This is a genomic window from Amycolatopsis sp. QT-25, from assembly GCF_029369745.1.
GTDB lineage: Bacteria > Actinomycetota > Actinomycetes > Mycobacteriales > Pseudonocardiaceae > Amycolatopsis.
In genome coordinates, this window is record NZ_CP120210.1 from 132,992 (window position 1) to 152,914 (window position 19,923).

Here is a 19,923-nt window from a genome sequence, read left to right on the forward strand (position 1 = left end):
CTGAACGCGCGAGACTGGGGCCATGCCCGAGTTACCCGAGGTCGAAGCGCTCGCTGACCACCTGCGTGCACACGCGGTGGGCAAGACGGTCTTCCGCGTCGACGTGTCGTCCCTCAGTGTGCTGAAGACGGCGACACCGCCGTGGACGGAGTTGCACGGCCGGGAGGTCACCGGGGCAGGCCGCTTCGGCAAGCATCTGGACCTCGTCGCCGGGGAGCTCCATCTGGTCGTCCACCTGGCGAGGGCGGGCTGGCTGCGCTGGTCCGACGCGTTGTCGCCGGCGCCGCTCAAACCCGGCAAGGGGCCGATCTCGCTGCGTGTCCACCTCGACACGGCCGCCGGGCCGGGTTTCGATCTCACCGAGGCCGGCACGAAAAAAGGGCTGGCCGTCTGGATCGTGCGCGACCCGGAGAAGGAGATCGCCAGTATCGCGCGGCTGGGGCCGGACGCGCTTTCGCTGGACCGCACGGGGCTCGAGAAGTTGTTCGCCGGGCGCACCGAACGACTGAAGACGGCGCTGACCGATCAGTCGCTGATCGCCGGGATCGGCAACGCCTACTCCGACGAGATCATGCACATGGCGAGGCTTTCGCCCTACGCCACGACCGGGAAGTTGTCCGAAGGGGCGCTCGACGGGCTCTCGGAGGCGATCCGCGAAGTGCTGACCAGCGCGGTGACGCGGTCGGTCGGCCAGTCCGCGGCCCGGCTCAAGGGGGAGAAGCGGTCCGGGCTGCGGGTGCACGCGCGGACCGGGCTGCCGTGTCCGGTGTGCGGTGACACGATCCGCGAAATCTCCTTCGCGGACAAGTCGTTCCAGTACTGCCCGACCTGCCAGACCGGCGGGAAGCCCCTCGCCGACCGGCGGATGTCGCGCCTGCTCAAGTAGTCAGCAAAGGGCGGCCTTGACCGCGAGCAGCGGCGGCTTCGGCACGCGCTTCCCGCCGTGCGACTCGGCGGCCAGGTCGTACACGTTCAACGCCAGCACGATCTGCTTCGAGCCGTCCGCGGTGCTCATCGAGACGCTGTGGAATCCCGGTCCGGCACCGGTGTTGCCCCAGACCGTCTTCGTCCCCTCGGCACACGGCAGTTCGAGTGTCTCGACGCCGGCGCCGTACGAGCCGAACTCGCCGTACGGCACGAGCCGCTTGAGCTCGGCCTGTTGCGCGGCTTCCAGAAGCCGTCCTGCCAGCAACGCGCGATGGAACGTCGCGAGGTCGTCGACGGTCGAGACCATCGCGCCCGCGGTCCAGTCGTACGACGGGCTGAACACGGTCATGTCCTTGCCGCTCATGTCGTACCCGTGCAGATGCGGACCGCGCAGAAATGGTGACCACAGCGGGAAGTACGTCTGTCCGAGGCCGAGCGGATCGAGGATCCGCCGCTGGATCTCCTTACGGACGTCTTGGCGGGTGATCTTCTCGATCACCTTGCCCAGCAACAGGTATCCGGTGTTCGAGTACTGCACGTCCGTGCCCGGCGCGAACGAGGGCCGATCGACGAGCGAGCGCCGGATCACCTCCGACGGCGTGATGAGGTGCGCCCGGTTCCCGTGGACGAGGTACGGGTCGAAGAAGTGCGGATCGAGCGGATCGTGCACGCCGCTGGTGTGGTTCAGCAGCATGCGCAACGTGATCTTTTCGGGCTCGTAGCCCGGTCCGCGTACGACACCGGGCATTCGTCGCTCCACCGGATCGTCGAGCGAAAGCACGCCTTCGCCCGCCAGCTGCAGCACTACCGTGGCGACGAACGACTTGGTGTTGCTGGCGATCCGGAACCGGTGGTGCGGCCCCGCGACTTCGCGGGTGACCGGGTTCGCGTACCCGGCGCCGAAGCGCGAGACCGCCTCACCGTTCCGGACCCGGACGACCGCCCCCGGGAATCCCCCTTCGCCGACCAGGTCGCCGACGGCCGCGCGCACCGGATCCCCGGCCGCGGCCGCCGTCCCGCTCGCCAGCAGGACCCCCGCCAGCATCCCCGCCGCGACCTTCCCCGATCCGCGCATGGTGTTCCTCCCCCGGAAGCGATTGCCTGCGGGAAGTCTTTCCCGTGCGACGGGGAGTGACCATGGGGACGGCGCCCGGGTCTTGGGTAGGGTCGGCCCCACCCTCGGTTGTCACAACTCAACGGAAAGTGGGGAGCAGGCCTTGCACCCGGTTGGTCGAGCGCAGAGCATGGACGCCGTGTCCGGGCTCCAGATCGCGCAGATCATCCCTTGGGGAGTGGCGCTGCTGCTCGGGATCCTCGTCGTCGTCCTGCTGATCAAGCTGCGGCGTCCCGCGAGCATCGTGGAGAACGCCGTCCTGCAGGCCGTCCACCGGATGTCGAAGGCGACACCGGATCTCCGCGAGGGCCTCGACGAGCAGGTCGCCGACAAGATCACCAGCCAGCTGCTGGAGATGCTCGACTGCGTCGCCGTCGGCATCACCGACAGCGAAGGCACGCTGCTGTCCTGGGACGGCGAGGCGAACGATCACTACGTCGACCTCGTCGACGCCATCGGCAACGCGATCCGCAAGCACCGCCGCGAGGTCGTCGCGCACGACAAGATGCCGTGCAATCACCGCGGCACCTGCCGGATGCGGACCGCGGTGATCGTGCCGCTGATCGTCGAGGGCGAAACCGAGGCCGCGCTGCTGGTCGTCGGGCGCACCCGCGGGCGGCTGGTGCAGATGGCCGACGCGGTCGCGCAGTTCGTCTGCACCCAGTTCGAGCTGGCCCGCCTGGACGAATCGAAGAACCAGCTCCAGCAGGCGGAGATCAAGGCGCTGCGCGCGCAGATCTCGCCGCACTTCGTCTACAACGCGCTCAACACCATCTCGTCGCTGATCCGGACGGACCCGGAGGAAGCGCGAGAGCTGCTTCAGGACTTCGCGGACTTCACGCGCTACTCGTTCCGGACGTCGGGCATGTTCACCTCGCTCGCCGAGGAACTGCGGAACATCGACCGGTACCTGACCATCGAGAACGCCCGTTTCGGCGGACGGCTCGAAGTGCGGATGAAGATCGCGCCCGAGGTGCTCTCGGTGGTCGTGCCGTTCCTGATCATCCAGCCGCTGGTGGAGAACGCCGTCAAACACGGCCTCGCGTCGAAGCCGTCCGGCGGTTGCGTCACGGTGATCGCCGAGGACTACGGCGCCGAGGCGCTGATCAGTGTCGAGGACGACGGCATCGGCATGGAGCCCGCCAAACTCGCGGACCTGCGCAGCCAGCACCGCACGGGCGCGCACGTCGGGCTCGGCAACATCAACCAGCGGATGCAGCAGGTGTTCGGCCGCGACTACGCGCTCATGGTCGAGACGGCGCCCGGCGCCGGCATGAAGGTGACCCTGCGCGTGCCGAAGTTCATGCCCGGTGTGCGGCCGAACCTGCCGGACTTCTCCGTCGACAGCGCCGCCGTCCCGCCCCAGGGCGGCCCGAACGAGTCCAGCGGGGTGAGCGGTTCGCGCAGCGGCGTGCTGCCGTCGTGAACGTCGGTAACCTGGAAGGATGAGCGTTGCGGACAAGCTGACCTCCCGTCTCCCGATGATCGGCGATCGGGGTGAACGCAAGGACATCGTCGCCGTGGTGAAGCTGCACGGGGTGATCACGCCGACCCCGTCGCCGCTGGCCAGGGGTGCGATCAACCTCGCCACCATCGAATCGGCGCTGACGCGTGCGTTCGGGCACGAGCGGTTGAAGGCCGTCGCGCTGCAGATCAACTCGCCGGGTGGCGCGCCGACGCAGTCGGGCCTGGTCGCCGAGCGGATCCGTCAGCTCGCCGACGAGAAGAACGTGCCGGTGCTGGCCTTCGCCGAGGACGTCGCCGCGTCCGGTGGGTACTGGCTGGCCTGCGCGGCCGACGAGATCTACGCGCACCGGACGTCGATGGTCGGTTCCATCGGCGTGATCAGCGGCGGCTTCGGCTTCACCGGTCTGCTGGAACGGTTCGGCATCGAGCGGCGGCTGCACACCGCGGGCGCGAACAAGGCCCGGCTCGACCCGTTCAGCCCGGAGAAGCCGGAAGACGTCGAGTGGCTGAAGAAGATGCACGGCCAGCTCCACGAACTGTTCGTCGACTGGGTCACCGAACGTCGTGGCGACCGGCTGGCCGGCTCCGAAGACCTGTTCACCGGTGATGTCTGGTTGGGTGCCCGCGCGGTCGAGCTCGGTCTCGTCGACGGCGTCGGCAGCCTCCGCCAGGTGCTCACCGAGCGGTACCCGGACGCCGAGATCGCGATCGCCGAACCGAAGAAGCCGCTGCTGGCGCGGTTGGGCATCGGCGCCCCGGCAGCGGCGAGCGCACTGCTGGACGCCGTCCAGTCCAAGGCCGCCTGGAGCCGCTTCGGTCTCTGACCTCGTGCAGTGACCTCGGGCAGTGACCTCGGGCAATGAAGGGGCCTTTCATCGCAAAATTTGCGATGAAAGGCCCCTTCATTGCGGCTGCGGACCGGAGCGGTTCACCCGAACAGTGGTAGGCGTAAGTGGTTCAGACCAGGTCTCATAACGGACATACCGCTTTGTTGCGAACGGCAACAAATCCTCGACAGTGGTGACGAGGAGGCCCGATGTCCGTTTCTTCTCCCCGCCGGAGCCGATCGAGCCGCGGGAAGATCGCGCTCGCCGTCCGGCTGGACCACCGTGTTCACCCGTGACTTCACCGGCGCCGCGGGTTCGCTGCCGACGTCGAGCGCGAACCGGGTCATCGACGCCGACCACGGCCACCCCGGCGCCGATTTCGTGAGCGCCGACCGGTTCACCTTCACTCCGTGAAGGGATAGGTGTGACACGGCGAGGCGGTTCGTATCACCGAAAAAGATGACGGCACCGGCCACCCCGGGCGCGGGGGTGGCCGGTGCCGTCCTTTTCGTTCGACTTTCGGGCAGCGGGCTGGACAAGGAACCCGGCAATGGGCAGGATGCGTCTCACTGTGAGTGCTCACGATGACACCCGGAAGCTCATTGTCCTGGCGGTGGACGATGAGCCCAAAGGGCTAGACGAACTCGTCCACTGTCTCCGGAACAGCCCGCACGTCGCCCTGGTCTATCCGGCGATCGACGCTTCGGAGGCGCTGCGCCTGCTGTCCGCGGACGATCCGAGGCTGGCCGACCGCAAGACGCGGGGCCTGCCGATCGTGGACGCGGTGTTCGCCGACATCGACATGCCAGGGCTGTCCGGGATGGAGATGTCCCGCGTGTTCGCCGCGCTGCGCCCGTCGCCCGCGCTGGTGTTCGTGACAGGGCACGCAGAAGAGGCGGTCAACGCCTTCGACCTCGGTGCGCTCGACTACGTGCTCAAGCCGTACCAGCAGGATCGGCTCGACCGCGCGATCACCCGCGTGATGGACAAACTGGCCGCCAACGCCGCGCCGAAGTTCGGCCAGGAAGGCGGGCCGGGGCAGGTCAAGAACGACGACGAGGTCATCCCCGTCGAGCTCGCGGGCACCACGAAGCTGATCCCGCGGTCCTCGGTCCGCTGGGTCGAGGCGCAGGGCGATTACGCCCGGTTGTTCACCAACGACGGCAGCCACCTGGTCCGCATTCCACTCGCGCAGCTCGAGGAACGCTGGGAGAAGGCGGGGTTCGTCCGGATCCACCGGTCGTTCCTGGTCTCGCTGCCGCTGATCACCGAACTGCGCATGGGCCAGGGCGGCTACCAGGTCGTGATCGGTAACGAGGAGAAGGTGCTGCCGGTGAGCCGCCGCCACACGCGCGCGCTCAAGGACAGGCTGGTCGGCGCCAACCGGTCGACGTGACCGACGACTTCTACCGCCGCGTCAACGGCGTTCGCGAGCCGGACCCGACGCTGGGCAAGAGCAGGAAACCGGCGGTGCCCGAGGGCGCCGCCGTCGAGCCGGTGCCGGGTGCGCCGTCCGGTCCGAAGCACGAGCAGGCCAAACCCGAACACCACGCGAAACCCAAGCGGCAGCGGGTGATCCTCGCCGATCCGCGGCAGGCCACCAGCACCCTGCGGGCCAGGGTCGAACTCGAAGAACAGACCAGCTGGGGCAAGCTGCTGGTCCGGGATCTGGTGAAGATCCAGTTGCGGACGGCTTCCTGGCTGGCGTTGCTGGTGATGGTCACGCTGTGTTCACTTCCGGTGCTGTTCTACTTGATCCCGTCGTTCGGGCGGGTGGTCGTCGTGGGCATTCCGTTGGCCTGGCTGATTCTCGGGGTGGCGCCGTTCCCGTTCCTGTTCGGTATCGGCCTCTGGTACAACCGGCTCGCCGAACGGCATGAACGCGACTTCGTCGACATGATCGAGAACTGACCGCCGAGGACCGAGAACTGAGAGCTGATGATGGTGGACCGAGGTGAAGGCGACTCAGGCATGCGGTTTCGAAGCGCGCCGGCGCTGAGAGACCGCGCGATCAAATGACACTGCCCTTGGCCGGCATCGTGCTGGTGGCGGTCCTGACCTTCTACCTGGGGCATCGTTCCTCGAGGTCGGCCGTCAGCACGCACGATTTCCTCGTCGCGCGGCGCACCGTGCGGTCCCGCCGCAACGCCGCCGCGATCTCCGGCGAGTACCTGTCCGCCGCGTCGTTCATGGGTGTCGCCGGCATCGTGCTCAAGGACGGCGCCGACGCGCTGTGGTTCCCGATCGGGTTCACCGCGGGCTATCTCGCGCTGATGCTGTTCGTCGCCGCGCCGTTGCGGCGGTCCGGCGCCTACACGCTGCCGGACTTCGTCGAGATGCGGCTGGGTTCGACGATGCTGCGCCGGGTCTCGACGGCCTTCGTGGTGTTCATCGGAATCCTTTACATGGTCCCGCAGTTGCAGGGCGCCGGGCTGACGCTGGCGACGATCCTGCCGGTGCCCGCGTGGGCGGGTGCGATCCTCGTGACCTGTGTGGTCGGCTTCAACGTGATCGCGGGCGGGATGCGCGCCATCACCGTCGTCCAGGCCTTCCAGTACTGGCTGAAACTGTTCGCCATCGCGGTGCCGACGTTCATCCTGTGCATCGTGTTCCTCGGCGCCGGCGCGCCGGGCAGCGCACGTCCGCTGGGGCAGCCCGCCCCGCCGACCTTCCTCGAGAACACCACGGTCTCGGTGCAGGCCGACGTCACGCTGAAGGTCACCTCGGTGACCGTGCTCGAGGCGTACGGGGAGGTGGAAGGCGCGCGCGCCAACGGTTTCGCGGTGTGGACGCCGGAGGCCGGGCACAAGGTCGCGAAGGACACGACGCTGAAGTTCACCGCGGGCACGCCGGTCCCGGTGGTCAGTGACGCGCCCGCGTCCAACGGAGACTGGCTCCGCCCGGGTTCGGGCGGTCTCACCGATCTGCTGCAGGTCTATTCGCTGATCCTCGCGACCTTCCTCGGCACCATGGGCCTGCCGCACGTCCTGGTCCGCTTCTACACCAACCCCGACGGGAAGGCCGCGCGTCGCACCACGGTGCACGTCCTGCTGCTGCTCGGGCTGTTCTACCTGTTCCCGACGCTGCTGGGCGCGCTGTCCCGGATGTACGTCCCGGAACTGCTGGTGACCGGGAAGACCGACGCCGCCGTCCTGCTGTTGCCGTCCGCGGTCCTCCCCGGCCTCGGGGGGCAGATCCTCGGCGCGGTGACCGCGGCAGGCGCGTTCGCGGCGTTCCTGTCCAGTTCGTCCGGGTTGCTGGTGAGTGTGGCCGGGGTCGTGTCCACCGACGTCCTGCCCGGCCGCGTCCGCGATTTCCGCGTGGCGACGGCGATCGTGGCGTTCATCCCGTTCGTGCTGGCGGTGCTGCTGCCGTCGGAGGACCTGTCGCTTTCGGTCGGGATGTCGTTCGCGCTGGCCGCGTCGACGTTCAGTCCGCTGCTGCTGCTCGGCGTCTGGTGGCGGAAACTCAGCTGGCCCGGCGCGCTGGCCGGCATGCTCGTCGGCGGCGGGCTGGTGCTGACCGCGCTGGTGGTCAACATCGTCAGCAAGTACACCGGCGGCTGGGCGCCGTGGTTCTCGAACCAGCCCGCGCTGATCACCGTGCCCGCGGCGTTCCTGACCACCTATGTGGTGAGCCGCGCGACCGGCTACGGGCGGCCGGACGACGTCCACGGCGTGATGCTGCGGCTGCACGCGCCCGATCCGCTCGGCTTCATGCGCGATCGCGCGGTCGCCCGGTTCGGCCAAGCCGGGGAGGACACAGCGAAGACACAGAAGACCGGTAAAGGCCGTCACCGGAAGTAACTTCACTCTTTCGAGTCGCACACCTCTACGCAGAGTCGTACCGTTCACTCAAATGGATTGCCCCTCTCGGGCCCCAAGAGGGGCATGATCTTCCGTGAGCACGAAATCGCGAATGGTTGCGGCAGGTGGGAGGTCCGACGTGAACGAGACCGATCAAGGCCTCGGGTCCGATCCGGAATCCGACTGGGAAAAGCTGCGGGCGAGCCCGGAATTCACCGAGCTGCGACGGCGGCTCCGGGTATTCGTTTTCCCGGTCTCGGCCCTGTTCCTTCTCTGGTATCTGCTCTACGTGCTGCTCGCCGACTACGCGACCGGGTTCATGAGCACCAAGCTGTTCGGCAACATCACCGTGGGCCTGGTCTTCGGTCTGCTGCAGTTCGTGTCCACCTTCGTGATCACCGGCCTCTACGTCCGTTACGCGAACCGCAGACTCGATCCGCTCGCCGACGAGATCCGGCATGAGGCCGAAGGGACCGAACGGTGAATACGCTGGCAGCGGGCGTACAGGGGAGCAATCCGGCGCTCAACATCACCATTTTCGCGATCTTCGTCGCGATCACGCTCGTGATCGTTTTCCGGGCGAGCAGGAATACGAAGACCGCGTCCGACTACTACGCCGCGGGGCGCGCGTTCACCGGGCCGCAGAACGGGATCGCGATTTCGGGCGATTACCTTTCCGCGGCGTCGTTCCTGGGTATCGCCGGGGCGATCGCCATCAACGGCTACGACGGTTTCCTCTACTCGATCGGGTTCCTCGTCGCGTGGCTGGTGGCGTTGCTGCTGGTCGCGGAACTGCTGCGCAACACCGGCAAGTTCACCATGGGCGACGTGCTGGCGTTCCGGATGAAGCAGCGCCCGGTCCGTGCCGCGGCCGCGGTCTCCACACTCGCCGTCTCGTTCTTCTACCTGCTCGCGCAGATGGCGGGGGCGGGCGGCCTGGTGAACCTGCTGCTCGGCATCGAGGGGAACCTCGGCCAGGACCTGGTGATCGCCGTCGTCGGCGTGATCATGATCCTGTACGTGCTGATCGGCGGGATGAAGGGCACCACCTGGGTCCAGATCATCAAGGCCGTCCTGCTCATCGCGGGCACGTTCGCGATGACGTTGTGGGTGCTCGGGAAGTACGGCTTCAACCTGTCCAGCCTGTTCCAGGCCGCCGTCGACAAGGGCGGCCGGACCGGGGAAGCGTTGCTCGGGCCGGGCAAGCAGTACGGGAAGACCGGCACGACGAAGCTCGACTTCCTGTCGCTGGGCATCGCGCTCGTCCTCGGCACCGCGGGCCTGCCGCACGTGCTCATGCGCTTCTACACGGTGCCGACGGCGAAGGACGCGCGCCGTTCGGTGGTCTGGGCGATCGCGCTGATCGGTGTCTTCTACCTGTTCACGCTGGTGCTCGGCTACGGCGCGGGCGCGCTCGTCGGCCCGGACGTGATCGCGAAAGCGCCGGGCACGACCAACTCGGCGGCCCCGCTGCTGGCCCTCGAACTGGGCGGCCCGGTGCTGCTCGGGTTCATCGCGGCGGTGGCGTTCGCGACGATCCTCGCGGTGGTCGCGGGGCTGACGATCACGGCGTCGGCGTCGTTCGCGCACGACGTCTACGCCAACGTGCTCAAGAAGGGCAAGACCGCCCCGGACAGCGAAGTCCGCGTCGCGCGCATCACCGCACTGGTGATCGGGGCGGTCGCGATCGTCGGCGGGATCCTCGCGAAGAACCAGAACGTGGCGTTCCTGGTGGCGCTCGCGTTCGCGGTGGCGGCGTCGGCGAACCTGCCGACGATCCTGTACTCGCTGTTCTGGAAGCGGTTCAACACGCAAGGAGCGTTGTGGAGCATCTACGGCGGGCTGAGCGTGTGCGTCATCCTCATCGTCTTCTCGCCCGCGGTGTCGGGTAAGCCCGTCGACGCGAAGACCGGGAAGAGCGCTTCGATGATCCAGGGCGTCGACTTCCACTGGTTCCCGCTGGACAATCCGGGTCTCGTCTCGATCCCGATCGCGTTCTTCCTCGGCTGGCTCGGCACGGTGCTGTCCAAGGAGCACAACCAGAAGAAGTACGCCGAGATGGAGGTCCGCTCGCTCACCGGCATCGGGGCCGAAAAGGCCGTCCGGCACTGAGTGCCTCTTCACGCGCGCGCAACGGGACGGGATGCGAGGATGGCGACGTGGTGAGCCCTGCTGACATCCCGACCGTCGCCGTCCGTGACCTGCCGAAGGACGGCGTCGCGCTGCTCGACGTCCGCGAAGACGACGAGTGGGCCGCCGGACACGCCCTGGGCGCCAAGCACATCCCGATGGGTGAATTGCCCGCGCGGGTCGGCGAACTCGACGAACTGCCCGACGACCAGCCGGTCTACGTGATCTGCCGCAGCGGCGGCCGGTCCGCCCGCGCCGCCGCGTGGCTCAACGCGAGCGGCTGGGACGCGGTGAACGTCGCCGGGGGGATGGGGTCCTGGAAGCAGGAGGGACGCCCGATGGTCGGCGAGCATCCCGGCGTCGAACCCGAAGTGCTGTAACCGTGCAGCCAGGCCACTATCCGCCGAGAACACCGGTGCCGCCGGTGCGTCCGGCGCCGATGCGGCAGCCGGCGCGTCATCGCGTCCGCTGGGTCGCTTCGCCGCCACCCGGCGCCTGGCCGCGTCGGCGCGAACCCGTGGCCGAGCACTACTCCGGCCCGCCGTCGTACCCGGTCCCGCCGCGATGGGGCTTCCCGAACCTGGTCTGGCGCCGTCCGACCGCGGTTCCCGGGACGGCCTCCGGTGAGGTCACCGCGGGGGAGCGGCTGCGGGTCATCACGCGCAGCCTCCTGCCGGTGCTGTGGACTTTCGCCGCCCTCGCCGTCGCCGCTTCGGCGTCGGAGATCTGGCGCTACGTGCTGCTCGTGCAGAGCCGCGACTCCGCGTTGTCGACGTCCGTCGTCTCGGTCTCCGACAGTTTCGTGATCACCACCGGCCTGCTCACGACGATCCTTTCGCTGCTGCCGTCGGGGCTCACCGTGTGGTGGTTGCTCGTGGCGAGACACGCCGCCGCGGACGCCTCCGGCGAGGTGCCGCCGAGGCCGCAGTGGCAGGTGCTGGTGTTCACGCTGGTGCCGGTGGTGAACTTGATCATGGTGCTGCCGATCGTCGCCGAACTCGAACACGCCGTCCTGCGCCGGACGCGGGAAACACGGCCGAAGCCGTCGAGGCTCGTGGTGAGCTGGTGGGGCGTCTGGATGCTCAACTGGGTGCTGCTCGGGCTCGTCGTCGTCTGGCGGTTCCGTGACGGTGTCCAGGCGCTGGCCGACGGGGTCGTGCTGGTCGCGCTGACCGATCTGGCCGCGGCCGGGCTGGCGGTGGTGACGGCGCTGCTCGTGAAGCGCATGTCGGGCCTGCTCGCGCCTGTGGTGGAGAAGCGGCTTCGGCTGCTTCGCGTGCTGAAGGTGGAGGGGGCTCCGGACCCGGACCGGCGTGCACGCCCGGCTTCTTCGATGCGCTGACGCAACTTTTCCCCTGAACGTTGAATGCGGATCCACGCACCCCGCTGGAAGCGGATCGTTCGATAACATGGAGGTATGAGCAGCGAGCAGCAGGAGTGTGACCTGCCCGCCGGGAAGACCGGCCGGGCGAGGTCTGCTGCGCGCGGTCTTTTCCTGGACTGAAGACAAGGCACCCCGGTCATGGCATCCGTAAGCCCGAGCCCGTCGTGGACGAGCCGTATACGCTGCCGCCCTTCGTGGGAATGTTCGATCTTCCCGCTGATGCGTCCGAGCGCGTGAAGGCCGTGGTGCGCGGCCAAGATGTCGCCTGAGTTCACGACAGCAACGAACGAAGGCCGATGGCGCGTCCGATCGTGGTAGACGCCGGCCCGCTCATGGCCATGGTCAGCCGAAAAGACGATCACCATCAGGCGGTGGTGAGCCAGGTCACTCTTGACCTCCAGTTCGCTGGAGGTTCCAGACTGGCGAGCATGAGCGACGGCGGCGTCACCTTCATCAATGTCTTCGAGATCCCCGCGGACCAGGTGGACGAGTTCGTCGAAACGTGGCGCGAGCGCGCGAAGCTGATGCGTGACGCGCCCGGCTTCCGTGACGCCAAGCTCCACCGGGCGCTGCTGCCGGATTCGCGTTTCCAGCTCGTCAACGTCACGCACTACGACAGCAAGGAAGCCTGGGAAGCGGCAGGCAAGAACCAGGTGTTCAAGGCGTCGACCGAACGCGCCGCGGAGGTCGCGACCCCCAACGCCGCGCTCTACGACGTGGTCGTCGAGTACCCCTAGCCCGTGGTGACCGGTAGCGAGCGCAATCCCCGGATGACGAATTCGGGCCGCCGCTCCGGGGCCTCGGCGAGTTTCAAGCCCGGCAGTTTCGCCGTCAGGGCGGCCAGCGCGGCCACGATCTCCACCCGCGCGAGCGGGGCGCCGACGCAGTAGTGGATACCCATGCCGAAGCCGAGGTGCGCGTTCGGGGTGCGGCCGATGTCGAGCGTGTCGGGCCGAGTGAACACCTTCGGATCCCGTGCGGCGGCGCCGAGGAGCGCACCGATCTTCTCCCCTTCGGCCACCCGGAAACCGGCGATCTCGACGTCGGCGGTCGCCGTCCGCTCGAAGAGCTGGAGCGGTGCGTCGAAGCGGATGAGCTCCTCGACGCACGGGTCCAGCAGCTTCGGCGAGGCCACCAGCCGCTCCCACTGGTCGCGGTGGGTCAGCAGCGCGTCGACGCCGTTCCCGATCACGTTCACCGTCGCCTCGTGCCCGGCTATCAGCAGCAGGACCGCGGTCGCGACCAGTTCGTCCTCGGTGAGTTCACCGCGCAGGAGATCGCTGACGATGTCGTCACCGGGGGAGGTCGCGCGCTGCTTCGCGACGTCACGCAGGTAGTCGACGAACTCCGCGGCCGCGGCTTCGGCGGCGTCGCGCTTCTCCTCGGCGAGACCGTACTCGTACATCTTCACGATGTGGTTCGACCAGGTGACCATGCGCGGTCCGTCCTCGACCGGGACGCCCAGGAGTTCCGCGATGACCGCGACCGGCAGCGGCTGCGCGAGACGCGCCAGCAGGTCGGCCGAGCCGGTCTCGGCGATTTCGGCGGCCAGCCCGTCGACCATGCCGTCCGCCAGTTCGGTGACCATCGGCCGCAGCCGCTGGACGTGGCCGCGCCCGAACGCCCCCGCGATCACCCGCCGCAGCCGTGTGTGGGCGGGCGGCTCGTTTTCCAGCAGCGAGTTGCGGTGCAGCAGGTTGAACGACGCGAACCGCTCCACCGGCAGCGCGTCCTGCCAGAGCCGGCCGAGCGCGCGGTGCCGCAGGACGGCGGCCGACGCCGCGTGCGACACCGCTACGGCGATGCCGAGGCCCTCGTGCCGGTGGACTTCGCCGCGCTCGCGGAGGCCGGCGAAGGACGGGTACGGATTCGCGAGGAAGGCCGGGTCGGCGACGTCGAACACTCGCCGACTGTAACTCTGCCGATCCGGGACGGCGCCGCGCCGGGAGCCCACCCCGACGCGGTCACAGAGCTGTCAGTACAGCCAGTAGCCCGGGTAGCCGTGGTGATGATGGAAATGATGAGAGTGGTGGTGATGGCCGAAACAGAGCAGCAGGCAACGTGCCTGGTCGCTCTTCTCGGCCTGCGGCGCGGCCGAAGCCATGCCCACCGAGGGGCCAGCCACCAACAGGCCGAGCGCCACGGGCAAAGCGGCCAGCGCGGCCCGGCGCTTGGAGTTCTTCATCTGTGCTCCCTTTCTCGTGGTCGGCGCGATCAGCGCCATGATCGAGTATTCGCCCAGGTACGGGGAAAAGGGCAGGCTGATCACCCGCGATTAGATCGTCCGGATGGTGGCGACCTTCCGTGGTCACGTTTCCGTGATACCCGAACGGCCGCTGAAACCGGCCGATGGGGGCCGATCGCGCGGAGTCGGGTGTCATCCGCGAAAGGTCTTGTCACCGGCCCCGCCGGAAGGGCGGGGGCCTTACGAGCCTCCAGCCCGTCCCGCGATAGCGTTCCGAACCGAGCTTTGAGGAGGCTGACGTGGGCAAGGGTTCGCGCAAGAAGAGTCCCAAGACGACCTCGGACCGCAAGACGAAGGTGCGCGACGTCTTCGTCGGCCAGCCCTTCGAGGGGCTCGCGGCGGAGACCGAGCTGATCGCGCTGCGCGAGTTCGTCCCGTCGGCGACGGCGACGCTCACGCTGGCGGGCTCCGGCGAGAAGGTCACCCTCGGCACGGTGCTGCCGATGGCCGCGGCCGCGTTCGTCCGGTCCGACGGCGAGCGTTACGTCGGGATGCAGGTGCAGACCCGGTCTTCGGACATCAGCCGGGACCTCGGCCGGGCGCTGCAGTGGGTACTGGAGGCCAAGGAGGGGGACGTGCTGGCCGTGCCGGACACCACGACGCCGCCCACCGCCGACGAGAAGGCCCGTCTCCAGGACCTGCTCGACGCGAACGCCGAACTCGACGTCACGCTCTACGACGACTTCGCCTGGTGGCTCCCCGAGGACGCCGACGCGAGTGGAGACGTCGCGTTGTCGCTCGAGCGCGCGAACGCCGCGATCATGCCGACCGAACGCCTCGGCGCGGGCGCGTACTGGGTGCTCGCCGGTGAGAAGGCGCACCTGCGCTGGGTTCGCCCCGAGCCGGAAAACCTGCTGCTGCAAGCGCTTGCGCGGCTGTCGGCGGCCGGAGAACTCGGTCTCGGCGAGGGCTCGCGTTACGCCGGTTCGTTCCGTGCGCACGGGCTGCTCGTCCCGGTGTGGGATCTCGACACCGAGGCCCACGCCCGCGAGTGGGCCGACGCGAAGGACCAGCTCGGCGTCCGGCTCGAGGCCGCGCTGAAGTCCCTCGACGCCGAGCCGCTCAACGCCGCCGAGCGCCGCTCGCGCGATGGCCTGATCGGCCGTCAGCTCACCATCCGCTGACCCCACCCCGTCGCACTTCGGCACCTGGTTGCGGTGGTTGCGAGCGCAACCACCGCAACCAGGTGCCGAAGTGCGCGAGGATGGTCGCGTGATCCTCCATATTTGCACGAGGGACGAGTGGGCGGCGGTGCCCGAAGGCGGCGTCTACACCGCCGCGTCGCTCGATTCCGACGGCTTCATCCACTGCTCGGACCCCGGAACGGCGCATATCCCGGCCAACGCCGTGTTCCCCGGCCGCACCGATCTGGTGCTGCTGGAGATCGACCCGGCGCTCGTCGGCGCGCCCGTCGTCTGGGAGGACGGCGACCCGCCGCATCCGGCCGGTATCCGGTTCCCGCACGTCCACGGCCCGATACCGCGTAACGCCGTGGTGGCCGTACACGAATTCCCTGTTCAGGGGGATGGTTCGTTCAGAATTCCCGAGTCCCTGTCGAGACGCTGAAGCAAGCGGCTCCTCGGGGGAACGGACGTCTCTCGAAGTGGTTCGCGGCAGAAGACAACCTGTGGGGGCGGTCATGCGTTTCGGGAGAGGTGAGCCAGGCGAACCTGGCCGGGTGACGCCGGGAGGAGGCGATACGGTGACCGCAGCCGCGACGGTCATGCCGTCGACGGACGTCCAGTGGTCCGGCGAGAGCCGGGAGAGCGACGTGCCGGGTGAGCTCATCGACTTCGGCGACTTCGTGCGGGCCGGTCTGCCGGGTCTGCTGAGGTACGGGCACGCCCTCACCGGAAATCCCCACGACGCCGCCGACCTGGTCCAGACCGTGCTGGAGAAGATCGGTTCCCGCTGGTCGTACGTCCAGCACAAGACCGGCGATCCGATGGCCTACATCCGCCGTTCGATGGCCAACGCGCACATCAGCCGCTGGCGCCGGACCAAACGGGAGAACCTGGTCGCCGACCTGCCGGAGACCCAGCCGTACAGTCCGGCGGACCCGTTCGAACACGAGCCGCTGTGGCAGGCGTTACGCGCGTTGCCGCCAAGGCAACGCGCGGTGATGGTCCTGCGTTACTACGAAGGGCTGTCCGAGGCGGAGATCGCGGATTCGCTCGGGGTCAGCCAGGGCACCGTCAAGAGTCAGGCGAGCAAGGCGATCGCTTCGTTGCGCACGAAGCTCGCCCTGATCGAGCCCGAGGACGAAGGGAGGGAAGCGGGATGAACATGTCCGAAGAGGACGTGCGGCAGAAGCTGCGTGACCTGTTCTCGGATGAGCGGCTGGGCGTGGGCTCCACGCTGAATCCCGAGACGATCGTCGCGGGCGCCCGCCGTCGCCGCCGACGTCGCCAGCTGATGCAGACGACGAGCGGGATGGCCGCCGCGGTGGTCATCCTGGGCGGCGGGCTCGCGATCTTCACGATCCACGACAAGGACAACGGCGCGGCCTTCCCCAGCGGTGACCAGCTCACCTTGGGGGCGGCGGCCTCGTCGAGCTCGGGGCGGCCAGGGCAGCCGAGCCCGGAGCCGCCGGCGTCCTCGGCGGCGGCACCATCGAGCCAGGCTTCCACGCCTCCGCCCTCGACGGCCCCCGACGGGCCTGTCCAGCCGCCGAAGAGCACTGCCGCCACCAAGCCGCCCGCGCAGGGCAAAGTGACCTCCGGCGCGCTGTTGACCGCCGTCGGCTTCGGCAAGCTCCGGCTCGGGATGAGCGAGTCCGAGGCGGAGGCCATCGCCGGTCCGCTGCGGGCCAAAGAGGTCCGGGGCGCCTGCACCTACGGCTACGCGGAGGGAGCGGCCGTTCAGGGTCCGACGTCGGTGTCGCTGACCGAGGGCGACGGGATCACCGTCATCAACCCGGCGGGCACGGTGCACACCCCGGAGGGCATCGGCGTCGGTTCGACCGAGGCGGACATCCTCGCCGCCTATCCCGGCAGCACCAAGGACGGCAGCGCCTACGTGGCACCGGCCAGCGCGGTGAGCGCGTACCGGATCTTCGTGTCCGACGACGGGGCGGCCGTCAGCATCCTGCTGACCAGCCTCAACCAGGAGTGCCAGTTCAGCTGAGGCATCCCCGGAACGGGAAAACCCGGGCTTCTCCACGGGGGAGAGCCCGGGTTTCCCGGTGGTGGGAGAGCGTCAGTGCGTCAGAGCGCGCCGCCGGCGACCGGGGGCATACCCGAGTCGGCGCCGCCGTCGCCGATGGACTCGCGGTACAGGTGATTCTCCACCTCGAACAGGTTGCCGTTCGCGCGCTTGACGATGTTGAGCAGCGTGGACATCTGGGCGATCTCTTCGACCTGCTCCTTGAGGAACCACTGCGTGAACTGCTCGCCGATGAAGTCCTCTTCGGCGCGGGCGGCCTTGGTCAGCTGCTGGATGTCGGTCGCGACGTCCTTCTCCTGCTGCAGCGCGAGCTCGATGAGCTCGGCGACGTCGGAGAAGGTGTTGCGCACGTCGCCGGTGCCGGGGATCTCCACGTGGTGGTCGGTGTCCAGCATGTACTGGACCAGCGCCATCGCGTGGTTCCGCTCCTCGACGGACTGCTTGTAGAAGTGCTTCGCGAGTTGCGGCAGGTCCTCGGCGTCGAACCAGACCGCCAGCGCGATGTACTGCTGGGAGGCGTTGAACTCGTTGTGGATCTGCGCCTGCAGCAGTTCGTAGAACTTCGAGCGCGGTTGCTTTTTGAGGAGGGCCATGCGTACGAAGATACGTCATCACCTATTCGATTTCCACTTTTGCCTGGTGATGTGCCTCCTATTAGGTTACCATTACCGATAATAGGTTCACCTCAATGAAGTAAGCCTTCCCTCATCGACCGAAATCGATGAGGGAAGGCTTACTTCATTTCCGTTTCAGATGCTTTCGCGTCGGATCGGGCACGACATGCAGCGCGGGCCGCCGCGACCGGAGCCCAGCTCGGAGCCGGTGATCGCCAGTACCTCGATACCGGCCTCCGCCAGGCGCGCGTTGGTTTCCACATTACGTTCATAGCCGACGACCACGCCGGGGGCGAGGGCGAGGGTGTTGTTCCCGTCGTCCCATTGCTCGCGTTCCGCGGTGACCGGATCGAGCCCGGTGTCGATGACGCGGAGGCGTTCGATTCCCATTGCTTCGGCGGCCGCTGTGAGGAATGGCGCCGGGCCTTCCACCTTCACGGAACCGTCGTCGGTGGGCCGCATGGTGAACGCGGTCAGCGAATCACGGGAAAGCGGATACATGACGACGGCGTCGGCCGCGACCATCGTGCAGACGGTGTCCAAATGCATCGTCGCGCGGGTCTGCTGGATCGGGACGGCGAGCACGGTGTGCGCGATCCCGTCGGCGAACACCGACCGCGCCAGCGACTCCGCGCCCGCCGCCGTCGTCCGCTCACCGACGCCGATGGCCAGGACGCCGGGCGAGAGCAGCATGACGTCGCCGCCTTCGATCGGCGCCGAATGCGCGCCGTACGCGCGGGACGCGTGACGGAACCACGGGTGGTAGGCGTAGATCAGGTCCAGCACCGCCGTCTCGCGGACGCGGGCGGGCATGGTGAGCGAGGAGACCGCGACCCGGTCGCCGATCCAGGCCGACGAGTCACGGGTGAACAGCAGGTTCGGCAGCGGATCGACGGCGAAGTCGTGCGGATGGTTCATCAGCCGGACCAGTGAGGCGCCTTCGGCGGCGGGCAGTTCTTCGAAGGTCATCCCCGCCATCAGGGCCTCGGCCAGCACCGCCGGGGAGACGCTCGACAGATGGGAACGGAGCGAATCGGCCAGATCGGGCCCGAGCCGCCGCTCGTCGACCGCCGCGTGCACGCCGGCCGCGTGGGCACGGGGGTCGGCGAGAGCCGTGCGCAGCGCGTCGGCCAGCAGCAACACCTCGACACCGCGGCCGCGCAGTACCTCGGCGAACGCGTCGTGCTCCTCTTGCGCGCGGTCCACCCAGGGGATGGAATCGAACAGGAGCTGGTCGTTGTTGCGAGGCGTGAGCCTTTTGAGCTCGTTGCCGGGCCTGTGCAGGAGCACCGCACGCAGGGGGCCGACTTCGCTGTCAACTCGGGGTGGAGTCGTCTCGTCAATCACTGGTCCACCCTAACTAGGGCAACCAGGAAACTCGCCCCTTGAGCAGCGCGTATCCGACGAAGGAGACGAAATCCAGCGCGGTGTGCGCGGCGATCAGCGGCCACAGCCGGTTCGTCTTCTGCCACAGCCTGCCGAACACCAGGCCCATCACGACGTTGCCGACGAAACCGCCGAAGCCCTGATACAGGTGATATGACCCGCGAAGCACCGAAGACGCGACCAGCGAGGTGTTCTCGCGCCAGCCGAGTTGTCGCAGCCTGGTCAGCAAGTACGCGACGACGAGGACCTCTTCGGCGAACGCGTTCCCGAACGCCGACAACGTCAGCGTGATCGGACGCCACCACGTCTCGCCCAAAGTGGACGGTTGCACCGACAGGCTGAACCCGAGGCCGTAGGAGAGGAAGTACAGCCCCAGTCCCGGAATCCCGATCACCGCGGCGAGCAGCAGCCCGTGGACGACGTCGCGGCCGGGACGCTGCCGGTCGAGTCCGATCTCCGCGAGCTTCATCCCGCCCCGCCACACCAGGTACAGCCCGAGCGCGCCCCAGCCGATCAGCTGCCCGGCGCTCAACAGCTGCTTGAGCAGGTCGACCAGGCTCAGCGTCGCCTGGGGGACGTTCAGCTGGGCCTGCTGTTGTGCCAGCGGCATCGGTTTCAGCAGCGAGTCCACCAGGGACAGCAGGCTGCGCAACCCGGACAGGCCGAGGGTGATGCCGAAGACGACGACCAGTTCGAGGACGATCGCGCGGCGGCGCGCCGGATCCTCCACGAATTCCGGCAGCGCCGGGCGTTCGGGACGCAGCCAGCTTCGCATTGCCGCACGCTACCTTGGCGTCGAAGGAGGCTTTCGCCGCATCCCACGTGGTGAAAGGAGCTTTCACCACGTCACCGGCGGGC

22 protein-coding genes are annotated in these 19,923 nt (G+C 68.3%); 16 read left to right on the forward strand and 6 right to left on the reverse strand.

Features of this window, described 5'->3' with window-relative positions; translation table 11 throughout:
• Positions 1 to 22: 22 nt before the first annotated feature.
• Positions 23 to 886 carry a DNA-formamidopyrimidine glycosylase family protein gene (locus P3102_RS00620; RefSeq protein WP_276365646.1) on the forward strand — a complete coding sequence of 288 codons (864 nt, stop codon included), beginning with the start codon at positions 23 to 25 and terminating at the stop codon, positions 884 to 886.
• On the opposite strand, the gene P3102_RS00625 is transcribed toward P3102_RS00620, so the two are convergent.
• Positions 887 to 2,002, reverse strand: a complete 1,116-nt coding sequence (locus tag P3102_RS00625) for a serine hydrolase domain-containing protein (RefSeq protein ID WP_276365647.1) — start codon at positions 2,000 to 2,002, stop codon at positions 887 to 889.
• 169 nt (positions 2,003 to 2,171) lie between these two features.
• Between P3102_RS00625 and P3102_RS00630 the strand changes: the two genes are divergently transcribed.
• The 11 genes from P3102_RS00630 to P3102_RS00680 all read left to right on the forward strand — a co-directional run bounded on the left by P3102_RS00630 (position 2,172) and on the right by P3102_RS00680 (position 12,392).
• Complete coding sequence (locus P3102_RS00630) at positions 2,172 to 3,467, forward strand: histidine kinase (RefSeq protein WP_276365649.1); 1,296 nt, start codon at positions 2,172 to 2,174, stop codon at positions 3,465 to 3,467.
• A gap of 19 nt (positions 3,468 to 3,486) precedes the next feature.
• Positions 3,487 to 4,332, forward strand: a complete 846-nt coding sequence (locus P3102_RS00635) for a S49 family peptidase (RefSeq protein WP_276365650.1) — start codon at positions 3,487 to 3,489, stop codon at positions 4,330 to 4,332.
• 285 nt (positions 4,333 to 4,617) lie between these two features.
• Positions 4,618 to 4,749: a hypothetical protein gene (locus tag P3102_RS00640; protein ID WP_276365652.1), complete on the forward strand. Its 132-nt coding sequence runs from the start codon at positions 4,618 to 4,620 to the stop codon at positions 4,747 to 4,749.
• Between the two features lie 145 nt (positions 4,750 to 4,894).
• Positions 4,895 to 5,731: a LytTR family DNA-binding domain-containing protein gene (locus tag P3102_RS00645; protein ID WP_276371564.1), complete on the forward strand. Its 837-nt coding sequence runs from the start codon at positions 4,895 to 4,897 to the stop codon at positions 5,729 to 5,731.
• A complete protein-coding gene (locus tag P3102_RS00650) occupies positions 5,728 to 6,246 on the forward strand; it encodes a hypothetical protein (RefSeq protein ID WP_276365653.1) in 519 nt (172 codons plus the stop codon). Before P3102_RS00645 ends, P3102_RS00650 begins: the two co-directional genes overlap by 4 nt.
• A gap of 104 nt (positions 6,247 to 6,350) precedes the next feature.
• Positions 6,351 to 8,141: a cation acetate symporter gene (locus P3102_RS00655; protein ID WP_276365655.1), complete on the forward strand. Its 1,791-nt coding sequence runs from the start codon at positions 6,351 to 6,353 to the stop codon at positions 8,139 to 8,141.
• A gap of 112 nt (positions 8,142 to 8,253) precedes the next feature.
• Complete coding sequence (locus P3102_RS00660) at positions 8,254 to 8,625, forward strand: DUF485 domain-containing protein (RefSeq protein WP_276365656.1); 372 nt, start codon at positions 8,254 to 8,256, stop codon at positions 8,623 to 8,625.
• The gene (locus P3102_RS00665; RefSeq protein WP_276365658.1) at positions 8,622 to 10,253 is read left to right on the forward strand and encodes a cation acetate symporter; all 1,632 of its coding nucleotides are present in this window, start codon (positions 8,622 to 8,624) and stop codon (positions 10,251 to 10,253) included. The genes P3102_RS00660 and P3102_RS00665 overlap by 4 nt, the downstream gene beginning before the upstream one ends.
• Positions 10,254 to 10,300: 47 nt before the next feature.
• Positions 10,301 to 10,651 carry a rhodanese-like domain-containing protein gene (locus tag P3102_RS00670; protein ID WP_276365659.1) on the forward strand — a complete coding sequence of 117 codons (351 nt, stop codon included), beginning with the start codon at positions 10,301 to 10,303 and terminating at the stop codon, positions 10,649 to 10,651.
• Positions 10,652 to 10,686: 35 nt separating this feature from the next.
• Positions 10,687 to 11,613 (forward strand): DUF4328 domain-containing protein, encoded by a 927-nt coding sequence (locus P3102_RS00675; protein ID WP_276371565.1) that lies wholly within the window; start codon positions 10,687 to 10,689, stop codon positions 11,611 to 11,613.
• A 470-nt stretch (positions 11,614 to 12,083) separates the two neighbouring features.
• Entirely contained in the window at positions 12,084 to 12,392 is a 309-nt protein-coding gene (locus P3102_RS00680) for an antibiotic biosynthesis monooxygenase family protein (RefSeq protein WP_276365660.1), read from the forward strand.
• Here the strand turns inward: P3102_RS00680 and P3102_RS00685 are convergent.
• On the reverse strand, positions 12,389 to 13,558 hold the full coding sequence (locus tag P3102_RS00685; RefSeq protein ID WP_276365662.1) for a cytochrome P450: 1,170 nt from the start codon (positions 13,556 to 13,558) through the stop codon (positions 12,389 to 12,391). The genes P3102_RS00680 and P3102_RS00685 overlap by 4 nt on opposite strands.
• A 72-nt stretch (positions 13,559 to 13,630) precedes the next feature.
• Positions 13,631 to 13,924 carry a hypothetical protein gene (locus P3102_RS00690; RefSeq protein WP_276365663.1) on the reverse strand — a complete coding sequence of 98 codons (294 nt, stop codon included), beginning with the start codon at positions 13,922 to 13,924 and terminating at the stop codon, positions 13,631 to 13,633.
• Positions 13,925 to 14,139: 215 nt separating this feature from the next.
• Between P3102_RS00690 and P3102_RS00695 the strand changes: the two genes are divergently transcribed.
• From P3102_RS00695 to P3102_RS00710, 4 genes are all read left to right on the forward strand, one after another.
• Positions 14,140 to 15,024, forward strand: coding sequence for a DUF5926 family protein (locus P3102_RS00695; protein ID WP_276365665.1), 885 nt, complete (start codon positions 14,140 to 14,142; stop codon positions 15,022 to 15,024).
• Positions 15,025 to 15,112: 88 nt separating this feature from the next.
• On the forward strand, positions 15,113 to 15,466 hold the full coding sequence (locus P3102_RS00700; protein ID WP_276365666.1) for a DUF952 domain-containing protein: 354 nt from the start codon (positions 15,113 to 15,115) through the stop codon (positions 15,464 to 15,466).
• 205 nt (positions 15,467 to 15,671) lie between these two features.
• Positions 15,672 to 16,184, forward strand: a complete 513-nt coding sequence (locus tag P3102_RS00705; RefSeq protein WP_276371567.1) for a SigE family RNA polymerase sigma factor — start codon at positions 15,672 to 15,674, stop codon at positions 16,182 to 16,184.
• A complete protein-coding gene (locus P3102_RS00710; protein WP_276365668.1) occupies positions 16,181 to 17,026 on the forward strand; it encodes a hypothetical protein in 846 nt (281 codons plus the stop codon). Before P3102_RS00705 ends, P3102_RS00710 begins: the two co-directional genes overlap by 4 nt.
• A gap of 80 nt (positions 17,027 to 17,106) precedes the next feature.
• Here the strand turns inward: P3102_RS00710 and P3102_RS00715 are convergent, their stop codons facing one another.
• From P3102_RS00715 to P3102_RS00725, 3 genes are all read right to left on the reverse strand, one after another.
• Positions 17,107 to 17,658: a ferritin gene (locus P3102_RS00715; protein WP_276365669.1), complete on the reverse strand. Its 552-nt coding sequence runs from the start codon at positions 17,656 to 17,658 to the stop codon at positions 17,107 to 17,109.
• A 156-nt stretch (positions 17,659 to 17,814) separates the two neighbouring features.
• Positions 17,815 to 19,026 (reverse strand): arginine deiminase, encoded by a 1,212-nt coding sequence (locus P3102_RS00720; protein ID WP_276365671.1) that lies wholly within the window; start codon positions 19,024 to 19,026, stop codon positions 17,815 to 17,817.
• Between the two features lie 13 nt (positions 19,027 to 19,039).
• Entirely contained in the window at positions 19,040 to 19,840 is an 801-nt protein-coding gene (locus P3102_RS00725; RefSeq protein WP_276365672.1) for a CPBP family intramembrane glutamic endopeptidase, read from the reverse strand.
• Between the last annotated feature and the right edge of the window lie 83 nt (positions 19,841 to 19,923).

Excerpts from the sequence above, each read along its gene's own strand:
- P3102_RS00620 (WP_276365646.1), top strand. The coding sequence starts at position 23 with ATGCCCGAGTTACCCGAGGTCGAAGCGCTCGCTGACCACCTGCGTGCA.
- P3102_RS00625 (WP_276365647.1), bottom strand. The coding sequence starts at position 2,002 with ATGCGCGGATCGGGGAAGGTCGCGGCGGGGATGCTGGCGGGGGTCCTG.
- P3102_RS00630 (WP_276365649.1), top strand. The coding sequence starts at position 2,172 with ATGGACGCCGTGTCCGGGCTCCAGATCGCGCAGATCATCCCTTGGGGA.
- P3102_RS00635 (WP_276365650.1), top strand. The coding sequence starts at position 3,487 with ATGAGCGTTGCGGACAAGCTGACCTCCCGTCTCCCGATGATCGGCGAT.
- P3102_RS00645 (WP_276371564.1), top strand. The coding sequence starts at position 4,895 with ATGCGTCTCACTGTGAGTGCTCACGATGACACCCGGAAGCTCATTGTC.
- P3102_RS00655 (WP_276365655.1), top strand. The coding sequence starts at position 6,351 with ATGACACTGCCCTTGGCCGGCATCGTGCTGGTGGCGGTCCTGACCTTC.
- P3102_RS00660 (WP_276365656.1), top strand. The coding sequence starts at position 8,254 with ATGGTTGCGGCAGGTGGGAGGTCCGACGTGAACGAGACCGATCAAGGC.
- P3102_RS00680 (WP_276365660.1), top strand. The coding sequence starts at position 12,084 with ATGAGCGACGGCGGCGTCACCTTCATCAATGTCTTCGAGATCCCCGCG.
- P3102_RS00710 (WP_276365668.1), top strand. The coding sequence starts at position 16,181 with ATGAACATGTCCGAAGAGGACGTGCGGCAGAAGCTGCGTGACCTGTTC.
- P3102_RS00715 (WP_276365669.1), bottom strand. The coding sequence starts at position 17,658 with ATGGCCCTCCTCAAAAAGCAACCGCGCTCGAAGTTCTACGAACTGCTG.
- P3102_RS00725 (WP_276365672.1), bottom strand. The coding sequence starts at position 19,840 with ATGCGAAGCTGGCTGCGTCCCGAACGCCCGGCGCTGCCGGAATTCGTG.